Genomic DNA, 14,571 nt, shown 5'->3' on the forward strand with positions numbered 1-14,571 from the left:
CTCGCGGTGCGGTGTGTCAGGCGACATTTTTGCTGCTGATACACCGCATTCGCGAGCAAGCCCGCTCCCACATTTTTTTTTGCGCGGGGCTTGTTAAATCCCGGGCAATAAAAAACCGACCCGGAGGTCGGTTTTTCAACAAGCTTATCGCTTATGCGGCTACAGCAAGGTTCAGAGCCTTGACGTGACCGTTCAGGCGGCTCTTATGACGAGCGGCCTTGTTCTTGTGGATGATGCCTTTATCGGCCATACGGTCGATAACTGGCACGGCCAGAACGTAAGCAGCTTGGGCTTTTTCAGCGTCTTTTGCGTCAATGGCCTTAACTACATTCTTGATGTAGGTACGAACCATGGAACGCAGGCTGGCGTTGTGGCTGCGACGCTTCTCAGCCTGTTTTGCACGTTTTTTGGCGGAAGGTGTGTTGGCCACCGTCGAGCTCCTCGAAAGACTTTTTAGGAAATAGCAAACAAAATAGGCCGCGAATCATGCCGATGAGTTGATGTCTTGTCAAGGGCGGTTGAGACGTTCCGCTAAGTGGTAGGTATAAAGAGGCGGGATATTTATTTCCGGCGCTTGACCTGTAAACTCGCGAGCTTTGGCTCTGTGCTGCTGCGGCGCGGAGTATCGCATAAGTGGGCGCTTTGTTCGCCTGCTGTTTATCGACAGGCACAAACTCTTTCAATGAATCTGCTCAAATCGTTGGCCGCCGTCAGCTCTATCACGATGATTTCCCGGGTTCTGGGGTTCGTCAGGGACACTCTAATCGCACGGGCATTTGGTGCCGGGATGGCGACCGACGCCTTCTTTATCGCCTTCAAACTGCCCAATCTACTGCGGAGGATCTTCGCCGAGGGGGCATTTTCCCAAGCCTTCGTGCCGATTCTGGCCGAATATAAAAACCAGCAGGGCGAGGAGGCGACGCGGACCTTTGTCGCCTATGTCTGCGGCCTGCTGACGCTGGTGCTGGCGCTGGTCACCGTGCTGGGCATGGTTGCCGCGCCGTGGGTCATCTGGGCGACTGCGCCGGGTTTCACCGATACCCCGGAAAAGTTCGAGCTGACCGTGAGTCTGCTGCGGGTGACTTTTCCATACATATTGCTGATCTCCCTGTCTTCATTGGCCGGTGCGATCCTCAATACCTATAACCGCTTTTCGGTGCCGGCCTTTGTGCCAACGCTACTCAACGTCAGCATGATCATCTTTGCGGTATTCCTGACACCGTACTTCGATCCGCCGGTCATGGCCCTGGGTTGGGCGGTACTGGTCGGTGGCCTGGCGCAATTGCTCTATCAATTGCCGCACCTGAAGAAGATCGGCATGTTGGTACTGCCGCGCCTGAACCTGCGCGACAGCGGGGTCTGGCGGGTGTTGAAGCAGATGGCACCGGCGATTCTCGGTGTTTCGGTGAGCCAGATTTCGCTGATCATCAACACCATCTTCGCCTCCTTTCTGGTCGCCGGTTCCGTGTCCTGGATGTATTACGCCGACCGCTTGATGGAATTGCCGTCCGGTGTGCTGGGCGTGGCGTTGGGCACGATCTTGCTGCCGACCCTGGCCAAGTCCTACGCCAGCAAGGATCGCCAGGAATATTCGCGAATCCTCGACTGGGGTCTGCGCCTGTGCTTCATACTGGTGTTGCCGTGCTCGCTGGCACTGGGGATTCTGGCGGAGCCGCTGACTGTGTCACTGTTCCAGTACGGGCAGTTCAGTGCATTTGATGCGGCAATGACTCAGCGTGCACTGGTCGCCTATTCGGTCGGTCTGCTGGGGATTATCGTCATCAAAGTGTTGGCTCCGGGCTTTTATGCGCAACAAAACATCCGTACCCCGGTAAAAATCGCGATTTTCACTTTGGTCGTTACTCAGCTGTTCAACCTGGTGCTGATCGGCCCGCTGGCCCATGCTGGCCTGGCCCTGGCCATCAGCGCCGGTGCCTGCCTCAACGCCGGCCTGCTGTTCTATCAACTGCGCAAGCAGCAGATGTACCAGCCGCAGCCCGGCTGGGCGAAGTTCGGGGTTAAACTGGTGGTTGCGGTGCTGGTGATGTCCGCGGTATTGCTGGGCGCGATGCATTTCATGCCGGCCTGGGATCAGGGGCACATGCTCGAACGATTCCTGCGTCTGGGCGCGCTGGTGACCGCTGGCGTGGTGGCATATTTCGGTATGTTGCTGTTGATGGGCTTCCGTTTGCGCGACTTCAATCGCAAGGCGCTGAGCTGAGGTTTCGACCTCGATAAACACGGGCGGGCCGGCAGTTTTGTCGGTTCGATCACTTTGGGTTACGGTGTTGCCTGTCGTCGGCCGCCGTGTGTGGTTATAATCGACCACTTTATGAGCAAGAAGCGCGTTATGCAGCTGGTTCGAGGCCTCCACAACCTGCGCCCCCAGCATCGGGGCTGTGTCGCCACTATTGGCAACTTTGACGGTGTTCACCGTGGTCACCAGGCAATCCTGGCGAGGCTGCGTGAGCGTGCGCTCGAGTTGGGCGTGCCCAGCTGCGTGGTGATTTTCGAGCCGCAGCCCCGAGAATTCTTCGCCCCGGATACGGCTCCCGCCCGTCTGGCCCGCCTGCGAGACAAATTGCAGCTGCTGGCCGTCGAAGGTGTCGACCGGGTGTTGTGCCTGGCGTTCAACCAGCGTCTGAGCAAGCTCAGCGCCAGCGAATTCGTCGATACCATCCTGGTGGACGGTCTTGGCGTGCAGCATCTGGAGGTCGGTGATGACTTCCGGTTCGGTTGTGACCGGGTAGGGGACTTCGTTTTCCTGCAGCAGGCCGGCGTCCTGCAAGGCTTTACCGTCGAAGCCGCGCAGACGGTCGAGCTGGACGGCATACGCGTCAGCAGCACCCAGGTCCGCAATGCCCTGGCCGCTGCCGATTTTGTCTTGGCCGAGCAGTTGCTTGGTCGCCCGTTCCGGATTGCCGGACGGGTCTTGCACGGCCAGAAGCTGGCCCGCCAGTTGGGTACGCCCACGGCCAACATACAACTCAAGCGTCGTCGCGTGCCGTTGACCGGGGTTTACCTGGTCAATGTCGACATCGACGGCAAGACCTGGCCAGGCGTCGCCAATATCGGCGTGCGGCCAACGGTCCAAGGGGATGGCAAAGCCCACCTCGAAGTGCATCTTTTAGATTTTGCCGGCGATCTGTATGACCGGCGTTTGACGGTGGTTTTCCACCACAAGCTGCGTGAAGAGCAGCGTTTCGCCTCTCTGGAGGCGCTTAAGACGGCGATCAATGCGGATGTTGCCGCCGCCCGTGCCCTGTCGCACCTAGCGCCAATCGCTAATGAAGAGCCTTAAATGACCGACTATAAAGCCACGCTAAACCTTCCGGACACCGCCTTCCCTATGAAGGCCGGCCTGCCTCAGCGCGAACCGCAGATTCTGCAGCGCTGGGACAGCATTGGCCTGTACGGTAAGTTGCGCGAAATTGGCAAGGATCGTCCGAAGTTCGTCCTGCACGACGGTCCTCCGTACGCCAACGGCACGATTCACATCGGTCATGCACTGAACAAGATTCTCAAGGACATGATCATCCGTTCGAAAACCCTGTCGGGTTTCGACGCGCCTTATATCCCGGGCTGGGATTGCCATGGCCTGCCGATCGAACACAAGGTCGAAGTGACCCACGGCAAGAACCTGGGCGCGGACAAGACCCGCGAACTGTGCCGTGCCTACGCCACCGAGCAGATCGAAGGCCAGAAGTCCGAATTCATCCGTCTGGGCGTGTTGGGCGACTTTGCCAACCCGTACAAGACCATGGATTTCAAGAACGAGGCCGGTGAAATCCGCGCCTTGGCCGAAATCGTCAAAGGCGGCTTCGTGTTCAAGGGCCTCAAGCCTGTGAACTGGTGCTTCGACTGCGGTTCGGCCCTGGCTGAAGCGGAAGTCGAGTACGAGAACAAGAAGTCTTCGACCATCGACGTTGCCTTCCCGATTGCCGATGAAGCCAAACTGGCTGCCGCTTTCGGTCTGCCGTCGCTGGGCAAGCCCGCTTCGATCGTGATCTGGACCACCACCCCGTGGACCATCCCGGCCAACCAGGCGTTGAACGTCCATCCGGAATTCAACTACGCGCTGGTCGACGTCGGCGACAAGCTGCTGGTGCTGGCGGAAGAGCTGGTCGAGTCGTGCCTGGCCCGTTACAGCCTGGAAGGCTCGGTCATCGCGACTACCACCGGTAAAGAACTGGAACTGATCAACTTCCGTCACCCGTTCTACGATCGCCTGTCGCCCGTTTACCTGGCCGAGTACGTTGAACTGGGCGCTGGCACCGGCGTGGTTCACTCCGCACCGGCCTACGGCGTAGACGACTTCGTGACCTGCAAGAAATACGGCATGGTCAACGACGACATCCTCAATCCGGTGCAAAGCAACGGCGTTTACGCGACCTCGCTGGAGTTCTTCGGCGGCCAGTTCATCTGGAAGGCCAATCCGGCCATCGTCGACAAACTGACCGAAGTCGGTGCGTTGCTGCACACCAGCATCATCGAACACAGCTACATGCACTGCTGGCGTCACAAGACCCCGCTGATCTATCGCGCCACCGCGCAGTGGTTCATCGGCATGGACAAAGAGCCTGTGACCGGCGATACCTTGCGCAAGCGGGCGATCAAAGCCATCGAAGAAACCAAGTTCGTTCCAGCCTGGGGCCAGGCGCGCCTGCACTCGATGATTGCCAATCGTCCGGACTGGTGCATCTCCCGTCAGCGCAACTGGGGTGTGCCGATCCCGTTCTTCCTGAACAAGGAAAGCGGCGAACTGCACCCGCGCACCGCCGAGCTGATGGAAGAAGTCGCCAAGCGCGTCGAAGTCGAAGGCATCGAAGCCTGGTTCAAGATGGACGCCGCCGAATTGCTCGGTGACGAAGCGCCTCTGTACGACAAGATCAGCGACACCCTGGACGTCTGGTTCGATTCGGGCACCACGCACTGGCACGTCCTGCGCGGTTCGCACCCGATGGGCCACGAGACCGGTCCACGCGCCGACCTGTACCTGGAAGGCTCCGACCAACACCGCGGCTGGTTCCACTCGTCGCTGCTGACCGGTTGCGCCATCGACAATCACGCGCCGTACCGCGAACTGTTGACCCACGGCTTCACTGTCGACGAGTCCGGTCGCAAGATGTCCAAGTCGTTGGGCAACGTGATCGCGCCGCAAAAAGTCAACGACACCCTGGGCGCCGACATCATGCGCCTGTGGGTGGCGTCTACCGATTACTCGGGCGAAATGGCGGTTTCCGAGCAGATTCTGCAACGCAGTGCGGACGCCTACCGGCGTATCCGTAACACCGCGCGCTTCCTGCTCTCGAACCTGACCGGCTTCAACCCGGCCACCGACATCCTGCCGGCCGAAGAAATGCTGGCGCTGGACCGTTGGGCCGTGGACCGCACCCTGCTGCTGCAACGCGAGTTGCAAGAGCACTACGGCGAATACCGCTTCTGGAACGTCTACTCCAAGATCCACAACTTCTGCGTGCAGGAGCTGGGCGGTTTCTACCTGGACATCATCAAGGACCGTCAGTACACCACTGGCGCCAACAGCAAGGCCCGCCGTTCGGCGCAAACCGCGCTGTATCACATCTCCGAGGCGCTGGTGCGCTGGATCGCGCCGATCCTCGCGTTCACCGCTGATGAACTGTGGCAATACCTGCCGGGCGAGCGCAACGAGTCCGTGATGCTCAACACCTGGTACGAAGGCCTGAGCGAGCTGCCGGAAGGTATCGAGCTGGACCGCGCCTACTGGGAGCGGATCATGGCGGTGAAGGTCGCGGTCAACAAGGAAATGGAAATCCAGCGTGCGGCCAAGGCCGTCGGTGGCAACCTGCAAGCCGAAGTGACGCTGTTCGCCGAAGAGGCGCTGAGCGCCGACCTGGCCAAGCTGAGCAACGAGCTGCGCTTTGTACTGATTACCTCGACAGCTACCGTCGCGCCGTTCGTGCAGGCGCCTGCCGATGCCGTGGTCACCGAAGTCACCGGTTTGAAGCTGCAAGTGGTCAAGTCGAGCCACGCCAAGTGCGCCCGTTGCTGGCACTGCCGTGAAGACGTTGGCGTGAACCCGGAACATCCGGAAATCTGCGGTCGTTGCGTCGACAATATCAGCGGCGCCGGCGAGGTTCGTCACTATGCCTAATGGCGTTGGTCGTTTCGGACGGCTGAGCTGGCTCTGGTTGAGTCTGCTGGTCCTGGTCATTGACCAGGCCAGCAAGTTCTACTTCGAAGGCAGGCTCGAAATGTTCCAGCAGATCGTGGTGATCCCCGATCTGTTCAGCTGGACACTGGCCTACAACACCGGTGCGGCGTTCAGCTTCCTGGCCGACAGCTCCGGCTGGCAGCGCTGGCTGTTCGCATTGATCGCGGTCGTGGTCAGTGTGGTGCTGGTCGTTTGGCTCAAGCGTCTTGGGCGCAACGAAACCTGGCTGGCGGTCGCTTTGGCGCTGGTGCTGGGTGGCGCGTTGGGCAATCTGTATGACCGCATTGCCTATGGCCATGTGATCGATTTCATCCTGGTGCATTGGCAGAACCGCTGGTATTTCCCTGCGTTCAACTTTGCCGACAGTGCAATTACTGTCGGTGCCGTGATGCTGGCGCTGGATATGTTCAAAACCAAGAAAACCGGAGAAGCCGTTCATGACTGAACAGGTATTGGCTGAGCAACGCATCCGCCAGAACACGGAAGTCACCTTGCACTTTGCATTGCGCCTGGACAATGGCGACACCGTCGACAGCACCTTCGACAAAGCCCCGGCGACCTTCAAGGTCGGCGACGGTAACCTGTTGCCAGGTTTCGAAGCAGCGCTGTTCGGCTTCAAGGCGGGTGACAAGCGTACGCTGACGATTGCGCCGGAAAACGCTTTTGGCCAGCCGAACCCGCAGAACGTGCAGATCATCCCGCGCTCGCAGTTCAAGGACATGGAACTGTCATCGGGTTTGCTGGTGATCTTCAACGATGCGGCCAATACTGAGTTGCCGGGCGTGGTAAAGGAATTCGATGACGAGCAAGTAACCATCGACTTCAACCATCCGTTGGCTGGCAAGACATTGACCTTTGACGTCGAAATCATCGACGTCAAATCGCTGTAACGGACCGAACACGGCTCGCGATAACATACGTTCTTTCTGAATCTACGCGGTGTCCTGTAGGAGCGAGCTTGCTCGCGATGATCGTTAACGATAGCGCGTTCGTTCTGAATTAACGCGGTGTCCTGAAGTCCATCGTCGGAACGCCGCCCGGAGCAAGCTCGCTCCTACACAGGGCAAGACACGAGGCACAGCATGCAAATCAAACTCGCCAATCCCCGTGGCTTCTGCGCCGGTGTGGACCGGGCGATCGAAATCGTCAACCGCGCCCTGGAAGTCTTCGGGCCGCCGATCTATGTGCGTCACGAAGTGGTCCACAACAAATTCGTCGTCGAAGACCTGCGTGCTCGCGGCGCGATTTTCGTTGAAGAACTGGATCAGGTGCCGGACGACGTCATCGTGATCTTCAGTGCCCACGGTGTGTCCCAGGCTGTACGTACTGAAGCGGCCGGCCGCGGCCTGAAGGTATTCGACGCGACCTGTCCGCTGGTGACCAAGGTGCATATCGAGGTCGCGCGCTATAGCCGCGACGGCCGTGAATGCATCCTTATCGGCCACGCCGGTCACCCGGAAGTCGAAGGCACCATGGGCCAGTACGATGGCAGCAACGGTGGCGCGATCTACCTGGTCGAAGACGAAAAAGACGTTGCTGCGTTGCAAGTGACCAATCCCGAAAAACTGGCGTTCGTGACCCAGACCACGCTGTCCATGGATGACACCAGTCGCGTCATCGATGCCCTGCGCGCGCGTTTCCCTTCGATCGGCGGGCCGCGCAAGGACGACATCTGCTACGCCACGCAAAACCGTCAGGACGCGGTCAAGCAACTGGCCGACGAATGCGACGTGGTGTTGGTGGTCGGCAGCCCGAACAGCTCCAACTCCAATCGCCTGCGTGAGCTTGCCGAACGCATGGCGACTCCGGCTTACCTGATCGACGGCGCCGAAGATCTGCGCAAGAGCTGGTTCGAAGGTGTCGAGCGCATCGGCATCACCGCTGGCGCTTCGGCACCGGAAGTCCTGGTGCGTGGCGTGATCCAGCAGTTGCAGGCGTGGGGCGCTACCGGGGCCGATGAACTGGCGGGCCGCGAGGAGAACATCACGTTCTCCATGCCTAAAGAATTAAGAGTCCGCTCTTTGCTCTGAGTCTTTTCCTCCCGCGCACAATGCCTGCACGGTTTTTTGACTGCGCAGGCTGACACGACCGTTCGAAGCCAGCACCACCTGGTGTTGGCTGATCGGCTCGCGGACCGCGCAAACATGCAGCGTTCCTGCTTGAAAGCCATTGTGCAGCGGTTCGCCCAGATTGCTGAAGCGTATGGACGTCCTGACATATTGATTGCCGAAAATCGGCACCCGGGTGCCACTCCGGCGTTCGACCAGCAACGGATTGCTGCTGTCCTCGTGTCCCTTGCCATTAACATCCACAATGATCCGCCAGCCTTGGCTCCAGTCGCCGTCGATGGCGTGAATCATGACGGTCTGGCTGCGCGTGATCGCTTCGCTCCTGGCGCTGCGCAGGCCAGCGACCAGCGAGTTCGCCGCTTCCTCGCGATGGTTCGCCTCGGTGAGTGCCGCTAAAGCCGGACTGACCAATGACAGAACAATCCCGGTAATTGTCAGTCCCATGAGCAGTTCGATCAGGCTGAAACCTTGCTGACGCATGACAACTCCCTCCCTGGAGTGGTACCCCGCGCGATCCATGCGCAGGTAATGGCAAATCAACCGTACATCTGCCGGTCGAATGTTCTAGCGTGTAGAAGCAGGTATAGCCGACGGCTACGGAGGGCAACGATGGATCATCGTACAAAAGGTTTCACGCTGATCGAGTTGCTGGTCGCGCTCGCGGTTTTTCTGATCCTGATCACGATAGCTGTTCCGGCATTTACCCGTTCGGTGCAAAGTACCAAGGCCGACACCGAAATGGGCGATCTGCAGCGCGCTCTGAATTTCGCCCGACTGGAAGCCATCGACCGGGGCATTACCACCCAGCTTCGTCCGACAGAAACAGGCAAAGTCTGGACCGGTGAGCTGGCTGTTTACGACGCTAGTGTCAAACCGCCCATTGTATTGCGGGTTGTTCCGGCCATGAGCAGCGGTGCGAGTCTGACGCTAACCTCAGGCGTGACCGCGATCGATTTCAACAATCTGGGCGGGTTGGCGGCACCCTCTGCGCCGGTGGTGATCAGCTACGTATTGGGGGCGCAAAGCAGGACGCTGAATGTGTGTTTGAATGGACGAATTCTATTGGGTGGAAGTTGCGGATGAGGGGATGGAGCAAGCGTGCACAGGAGGGCATGACGCTGATCGAGGTTTTGGTGGCGTTGTTGATACTGAGCGTCGGTCTGTTGGGGGCGGCGGCGATTCAGCTCAACGCGCTGAAATACACGGACAGCTCGCGGATGACCAGCCAGGCCAGTTTTATCGCCTACGACCTGATGGACCGCATTCGCGCCAACTCCGCTGCCGATTACACCGTCACGCCACCGACCTCGGGCAACCTGAGCGTCGCCCGGGATCAGGATTTGTATGATTTCACCTCCAACATCGTCAACGCCCTCGGCGCCACTGCGACAGGCAGCGTCACGCGCAATCAGCGGGTATACACCATCACCGTCACCTGGGACGATTCGCGGGCTGCCAATATCGCCGATTCGCGGCGCAGCTACGTGCTGAGCAGTCGCGCCACCGTCGACCCGATGTCGACGCCATGAAGAGCGCCAGCAAAGGTTTCGGCCTGATCGAATTATTGATCGCCCTGGCGTTGAGCCTGATCGTGGTGCTGGGCGTCGCGCAGGTTTTCATTGCCGCCAAGAACACTTACGTCAGCCAGAACGCCGCGGCCAACATGCAGGAAGACGCACGATTCGTGCTGAGCAAGCTGATTCAGGAAATCCGCATGGTCGGCATGTTCGGTTGCCTGGGGACGATCACCGACGCCAGTTCGGCGGGCGATTTCAACGCCAGTCAGGCCACACCGATCAGTTGGGACAATGCCAACCAGAAATTAACCTTGGTGACGGCCGATGTCGTGCGCAGTGGAGGGGCGCCAACCTGGACGGTGGTATCCAGGTGTGGGCCAGCCGCCGGCACCAGCATCGAGACCGGATTCGCTTACACGGGGATACGAGCCCCTGGTGATGGCCAGATGGCATTTCCAATCCGGCGGCTGATCTACATCTTCAAGAATAACCAGCTGACGATGGGGGTCGGCAGTGGTACACCGACTCAGGCGGTGCTGGTCGACAACGTCAGTGCCTTCAATGTGAGCTTCGGCATCGAGGGTTCGAGCGGAGGCTTGAGTTACAGCAGCAACCCATCCGATATGAGCTCGATTCGCAGCGTACGCCTGGCGTTGACCCTCAGAGACCCGAACGCGCGCGTGCGTGATCAAACCTTCAACGTGGTTGCCGCTTTGCGCAACCGGTTGCCATGAGGGGAGGACGATGAATTTCCCCCCCCGTGCCCCCTCACTCCCAGCGCGGCATGGCGCTGTTGGTCAGCCTGGTGTTTCTGCTGCTGCTGACACTGATCGGCATTTCATCGATGCAGAATGCCACTCTTCAGGAAAAGATGGCTGGCAGCGTTACCCTGCGCAATCAATCGTTCCAGGCCGCCGAAGCCGCGCTACGCGTCGGCGAAAGTGCAGTACAGCTGGAGACTTATTCACTGCCGGTTTGCACCAGTGTTACTCAGTGCGCGCCGCCGGCGGAGGCGTCGCTGATCACTGCCGCCGGGTTCTACTCCTCCTCGGGTGTGACCTGGATCGCCTCCGGTAACGGCTTTTATGGCGTGCAGTACCTCGGCACTACCAGGGGGGCGGTGAAACTGCCGACGGATGACACGGTAAAGCTGTACCGGGTGACCGCAGTGGGTATCGCCGGTAATTCTCGCAGTGTGGTGGAGAGTATCTATGCGAAATACTGAGCGGCGCGCCGGGCTGTGGCAATTGTTGTGTGGCGTGCTGTCGGGGCTTTACTTGTCAGCACCGGCCTATGCATTCACACCTTCGGACTCACCGCTGTTGAGTGCCGCCGCCGTCCCGCCAAACGTGATGCTGCTGATCGATGACTCGGGGAGCATGAACAACATCATCTGGGCGCCAGGGTTCGATCCAACGGTCAACCGCGCGCAGATCGCCATTTGCAGCTCCAACTCCTCCTGCTTCAGCGGGCAGAATCTGGACATGAGCGACACCAACATCCTCCTGTCCAGCCTCAACCGGGGAGGCTGCTCGACCAGCGGCAATTGGTACGGTTTCTATCGCGGCTTTCTGGGGCTGTCCTCCATATGCCTGAAGCTGCCCGACCCGGTGGGCAACGAAAACACTCGCTACACCGCCGACTACTTGTCTTATCTGGTGGGCCTGGCCAATGGTTCCAACAGGGATTTCACCAGCGGCACCGGCGCGATCCCCAACGATTACCGGATGAGCGTGGCACAGGATGTGTCGACAAACCTGGTCAGCAGCAATCGCGCGCTGCGTATCGGCCTGGCGACTTTTAACCCGCCCGCCAGCAGCAACTCCGGCCCCGGAGGTTTTATTGCCCGTCCGGTCAGTGACCTGTCTCCCGTCAGCGGCAGCGTCACCCAAGCCCAGGCGAACACCAACTACAGCGCCCTGATCGCCTCGGTCAGTGGCTTGAGCGCCATAGCCAATACCCCGTTGGCGGAATCCTATTACGAGATAACCCGGTACATGCGCGGCATGGCGCCGTACTACAACGCCGCACCGACCACCTACACCAGTCCGATCCAGTATCGCTGCCAAAAGAACTACGGCGTGGTAATCACCGATGGCCTGCCCACCTTCGACCGGACTTTCCCCACCAATGACCCGCTCGGCGGCAGCCGTTTACCGAACTGGGACGGCATCAGCACCAACGATGGCGACAACCTGTTCGGTGACGCAGAGGGCGATACCCTGTACCTGGACGACATTGCCAAGTTCGCCTTTGACATCGACATGCGCACCACCGGTACCGACGCCGCGGGCAAAAACTGGAACGCGGCGGACTTTCCCAAGCAGAACATGAACACCTACACCGTCGGTTTCACCGCCGCGAACCAGATGTTGTCGGACGCCGCCAGATACGGGCAGGGCAAGTACTACCAGGCGACGGACAGTGCCGGCCTCAATACGGCATTGTCATCGGCCTTGAGCGACATCACGTCCAAGGCCGGTTCCGGAGGCAGCGGCATCACCAGCAGCTCGATCGTCGGCGTCGGCTCCTCCTATTACCAGACCAGCTATGACCCCAAGGACTGGCGCGGCACGATCAAGTCCTATGGCTTCAGCTCCAACGGCGAGGTCAATACCGCCTCGGTACTCTGGACGACCGACACGGCCATCGTGCCCGGCGCCACGGCACCGACCTATCAGTCCTGGAATACCCTGACCAATGCGCCCGTGACCCTGGCCTATGCCAACTTCTCGCCGGCGCAGCAGACGATCCTCGGTCAGGGTTTGCCTACCGGCATAACCGCAAGCGACTTGGTGGAGTGGAGCAAGGGCATCAACAAAACCGGGTTGAAAGTGCGCAGCGCATTACTCGGCGACATCATCAATTCACCCCTGGTACTGGCGTCGCCTTCGGACAAGACCGCCGCCGACCTGGTGGGCGATACCAGCTACAGCACCTACCTCGCCACCAAAGCCGCGAACATGAGCGCCAGTCTGGTGGTAAACGCCAATGACGGCTTTGTAAACGTCATCAACCCGGCCAACGGCACCCGGCGTTACGCCTACATGCCGTCGAGTGTGCTGCCATCGCTACGCACTATCGCCGACACCGCCTACCTCAACGGAGTCGGTCACGAGTTTCTGGTCGATGGGCAGCTCGGCGTGTTCGATGCCCAGCTCAACAGTGCCTGGAAAACCCTCGCCCTGGGCGGTACCGGCGCGGGCGGCAAGACGTTTTACGCCGTGCAACTGTACGACGCAGCGGTGGGTAACGTGACCAAGGCGTTGTGGGAGATCAGTGCGCCGACCACGGCCAATACCGCGAACGTGTTCAATGACCTGGGTTATGCCTACGCCCGTCCGGAAGTGGCACGCTTGGCCGATGGGCGCTGGGCGGCGTTCATCTCCAACGGCTATGGCAGCAGTTCAGGGGTGGCGGCGTTATACGTGGTGGACATTCGTGATGGGTCGCTGATAAAGAAGATCGTCATCGACAGCAGCGAAACCACCAACGGCCTGTCCTCGGTGAAACTCAAGGTCAATTCGCAGAACGTGGTGCAGGCCGCCTACGGCGGTGACCTGAAAGGACGGTTGTGGAAGTTTGACCTGAGTGGCGCTACCACAGACACCTGGGGCGTAGCGTTCTCCGGCAAGCCGTTGTTTACCACCGCCGGGGGCGCCACTCAGCCGATCACGGCGCAACCGCTGCTGGCGGACAATACCCTGGGCGGCAAGGTGGTATTTTTCGGCAGCGGAAAATTCAACGAGACGGCCGACAAGACCAACAAGGATCTACAGGCGTTCTATGCGGTGTGGGACGCCAACGGTGGCAGCGGGCAGATCACCACCTCCAGTTTGCAGGCCCAGGCGGTGACGGGCGTGTTTTCGGGAAGCTCGGGGCAGTTCATCACCACCAGCCAGAACGAAGTGACCTACCCGGCCAAGAAGGGCTGGTACCTGCCGCTGGTCTACAACAGCGTGTTGAACGGGGAGCGGGTGATCAACCAGGCGGCTTTGATTCTGGGACGAATCGTCTTTACCACCGCCAGCGTCGACACTACGGACCCTTGTGCCAGTTTCGGCACCGGCAAACTGATCGAACTGGATGCATTCAGCGGTAAAATGTTCAACTACGCGGTGCTCGATACCAATGGCGATAACGTGGTCGACAGCAGCGACACGATTTCCAGCGGGGTGATATTCACTGGCGGGATGCCGGTGTTGAACGCCATCGTCAACGGCGGCACCGCCAAGATCGTGGGCGATTCCAGTGCGACGGTGACCCGGCTGACGGAAAAGGGCGGCAACGGTGACAGTCGTCGCATCATGTGGCGACAAATACAGTAAGTGAGAGTTGAGGCATGCGCAGAACCAACCGAGGTTTTACCCTGATTGAAATCATGATCGTGATTGCGATCATCGGGATCGTCATCACCATTGGCTACCCGAGCCTCACCGAGTACGTGAAGAAAGGCCGCCGGACTGAGGTGGCGGGTTTGCTCTCGGAGCAGGCGCAGATTCTCGAACGGTTTTATTCGAAGTCGAATGTCTACACCGGCGCCACCGGCTTGAGCGCGGGCAATGATTTCTACACGATTACTCCGGCCTTGACCGATCAGGCTTTCAAGTTGACGGCTGTGCGCAAGGCCGGCAGCGCCATGGCGACGGACAAGTGTGGGGATTTCACCATCACCAACACCGGCGTCAGGAGCATGGAGAATGCAGCAGCCGGCCTGGCCACCAAGGATTGCTGGGGTCGCTGAACTCTTTTTCGGGCGCCTTTTCGCCCTCTGTCTATTTAACGGTTGGAT

At 59.6% G+C, this 14,571-nt stretch carries 14 protein-coding genes; 12 read left to right on the plus strand and 2 right to left on the minus strand.

Annotated features, from left to right (window positions below; translation table 11 throughout):
- Positions 1–151: 151 nt before the first annotated feature.
- Positions 152–430 (minus strand): 30S ribosomal protein S20, encoded by a 279-nt coding sequence (gene rpsT / locus BZ163_RS10005; RefSeq protein ID WP_008154937.1) that lies wholly within the window; start codon positions 428–430, stop codon positions 152–154.
- A gap of 252 nt (positions 431–682) precedes the next feature.
- On the opposite strand from rpsT, the gene murJ reads away from it, so the two are divergent.
- The 6 genes from murJ (at position 683) to ispH (ending at position 8,223) form a co-directional block, all read left to right on the plus strand.
- The gene (gene murJ, locus BZ163_RS10015) at positions 683–2,221 is read left to right on the plus strand and encodes a murein biosynthesis integral membrane protein MurJ (protein WP_128870772.1); all 1,539 of its coding nucleotides are present in this window, start codon (positions 683–685) and stop codon (positions 2,219–2,221) included.
- A gap of 129 nt (positions 2,222–2,350) precedes the next feature.
- Positions 2,351–3,301 carry a bifunctional riboflavin kinase/FAD synthetase gene (gene ribF / locus BZ163_RS10020; protein WP_168187340.1) on the plus strand — a complete coding sequence of 317 codons (951 nt, stop codon included), beginning with the start codon at positions 2,351–2,353 and terminating at the stop codon, positions 3,299–3,301.
- A complete protein-coding gene (gene ileS / locus BZ163_RS10025; RefSeq protein ID WP_128870774.1) occupies positions 3,302–6,133 on the plus strand; it encodes an isoleucine--tRNA ligase in 2,832 nt (943 codons plus the stop codon).
- Positions 6,126–6,638, plus strand: a complete 513-nt coding sequence (gene lspA, locus BZ163_RS10030; RefSeq protein WP_128870775.1) for a signal peptidase II — start codon at positions 6,126–6,128, stop codon at positions 6,636–6,638. Before ileS ends, lspA begins: the two co-directional genes overlap by 8 nt.
- A 7-nt stretch (positions 6,639–6,645) precedes the next feature.
- The gene (fkpB, locus tag BZ163_RS10035; RefSeq protein ID WP_178084739.1) at positions 6,646–7,083 is read left to right on the plus strand and encodes an FKBP-type peptidyl-prolyl cis-trans isomerase; all 438 of its coding nucleotides are present in this window, start codon (positions 6,646–6,648) and stop codon (positions 7,081–7,083) included.
- A gap of 192 nt (positions 7,084–7,275) precedes the next feature.
- Entirely contained in the window at positions 7,276–8,223 is a 948-nt protein-coding gene (ispH, locus tag BZ163_RS10040; protein WP_128870777.1) for a 4-hydroxy-3-methylbut-2-enyl diphosphate reductase, read from the plus strand.
- Here the strand turns inward: ispH and BZ163_RS10045 are convergent.
- Positions 8,200–8,742 carry a GspH/FimT family pseudopilin gene (locus BZ163_RS10045; RefSeq protein ID WP_128870778.1) on the minus strand — a complete coding sequence of 181 codons (543 nt, stop codon included), beginning with the start codon at positions 8,740–8,742 and terminating at the stop codon, positions 8,200–8,202. The two genes, ispH and BZ163_RS10045, sit on opposite strands and share 24 nt — an antisense overlap.
- Before the next feature lie 129 nt (positions 8,743–8,871).
- Between BZ163_RS10045 and BZ163_RS10050 the strand changes: the two genes are divergently transcribed.
- The 6 genes from BZ163_RS10050 to BZ163_RS10075 are packed head-to-tail and all read left to right on the plus strand — an operon-like array spanning position 8,872 to position 14,523.
- Positions 8,872–9,345: a GspH/FimT family pseudopilin gene (locus BZ163_RS10050; RefSeq protein ID WP_128870779.1), complete on the plus strand. Its 474-nt coding sequence runs from the start codon at positions 8,872–8,874 to the stop codon at positions 9,343–9,345.
- Entirely contained in the window at positions 9,342–9,791 is a 450-nt protein-coding gene (pilV, locus tag BZ163_RS10055) for a type IV pilus modification protein PilV (protein ID WP_128870780.1), read from the plus strand. The genes BZ163_RS10050 and pilV overlap by 4 nt, the downstream gene beginning before the upstream one ends.
- The gene (locus tag BZ163_RS10060) at positions 9,788–10,513 is read left to right on the plus strand and encodes a PilW family protein (RefSeq protein WP_128870781.1); all 726 of its coding nucleotides are present in this window, start codon (positions 9,788–9,790) and stop codon (positions 10,511–10,513) included. The genes pilV and BZ163_RS10060 overlap by 4 nt, the downstream gene beginning before the upstream one ends.
- Positions 10,514–10,563: 50 nt before the next feature.
- Positions 10,564–11,004 carry a PilX N-terminal domain-containing pilus assembly protein gene (locus BZ163_RS10065; protein ID WP_128870810.1) on the plus strand — a complete coding sequence of 147 codons (441 nt, stop codon included), beginning with the start codon at positions 10,564–10,566 and terminating at the stop codon, positions 11,002–11,004.
- Positions 10,991–14,107, plus strand: coding sequence for a pilus assembly protein (locus BZ163_RS10070; RefSeq protein ID WP_128870782.1), 3,117 nt, complete (start codon positions 10,991–10,993; stop codon positions 14,105–14,107). The genes BZ163_RS10065 and BZ163_RS10070 overlap by 14 nt, the downstream gene beginning before the upstream one ends.
- Positions 14,108–14,121: 14 nt before the next feature.
- Positions 14,122–14,523 (plus strand): type IV pilin protein, encoded by a 402-nt coding sequence (locus BZ163_RS10075; protein WP_128870783.1) that lies wholly within the window; start codon positions 14,122–14,124, stop codon positions 14,521–14,523.
- Positions 14,524–14,571 lie beyond the last annotated feature (48 nt).

Origin of the sequence: Pseudomonas sp. VI4.1, assembly GCF_002029345.1 — a bacterium.
Taxonomy (GTDB): Bacteria; Pseudomonadota; Gammaproteobacteria; order Pseudomonadales; family Pseudomonadaceae; genus Aquipseudomonas.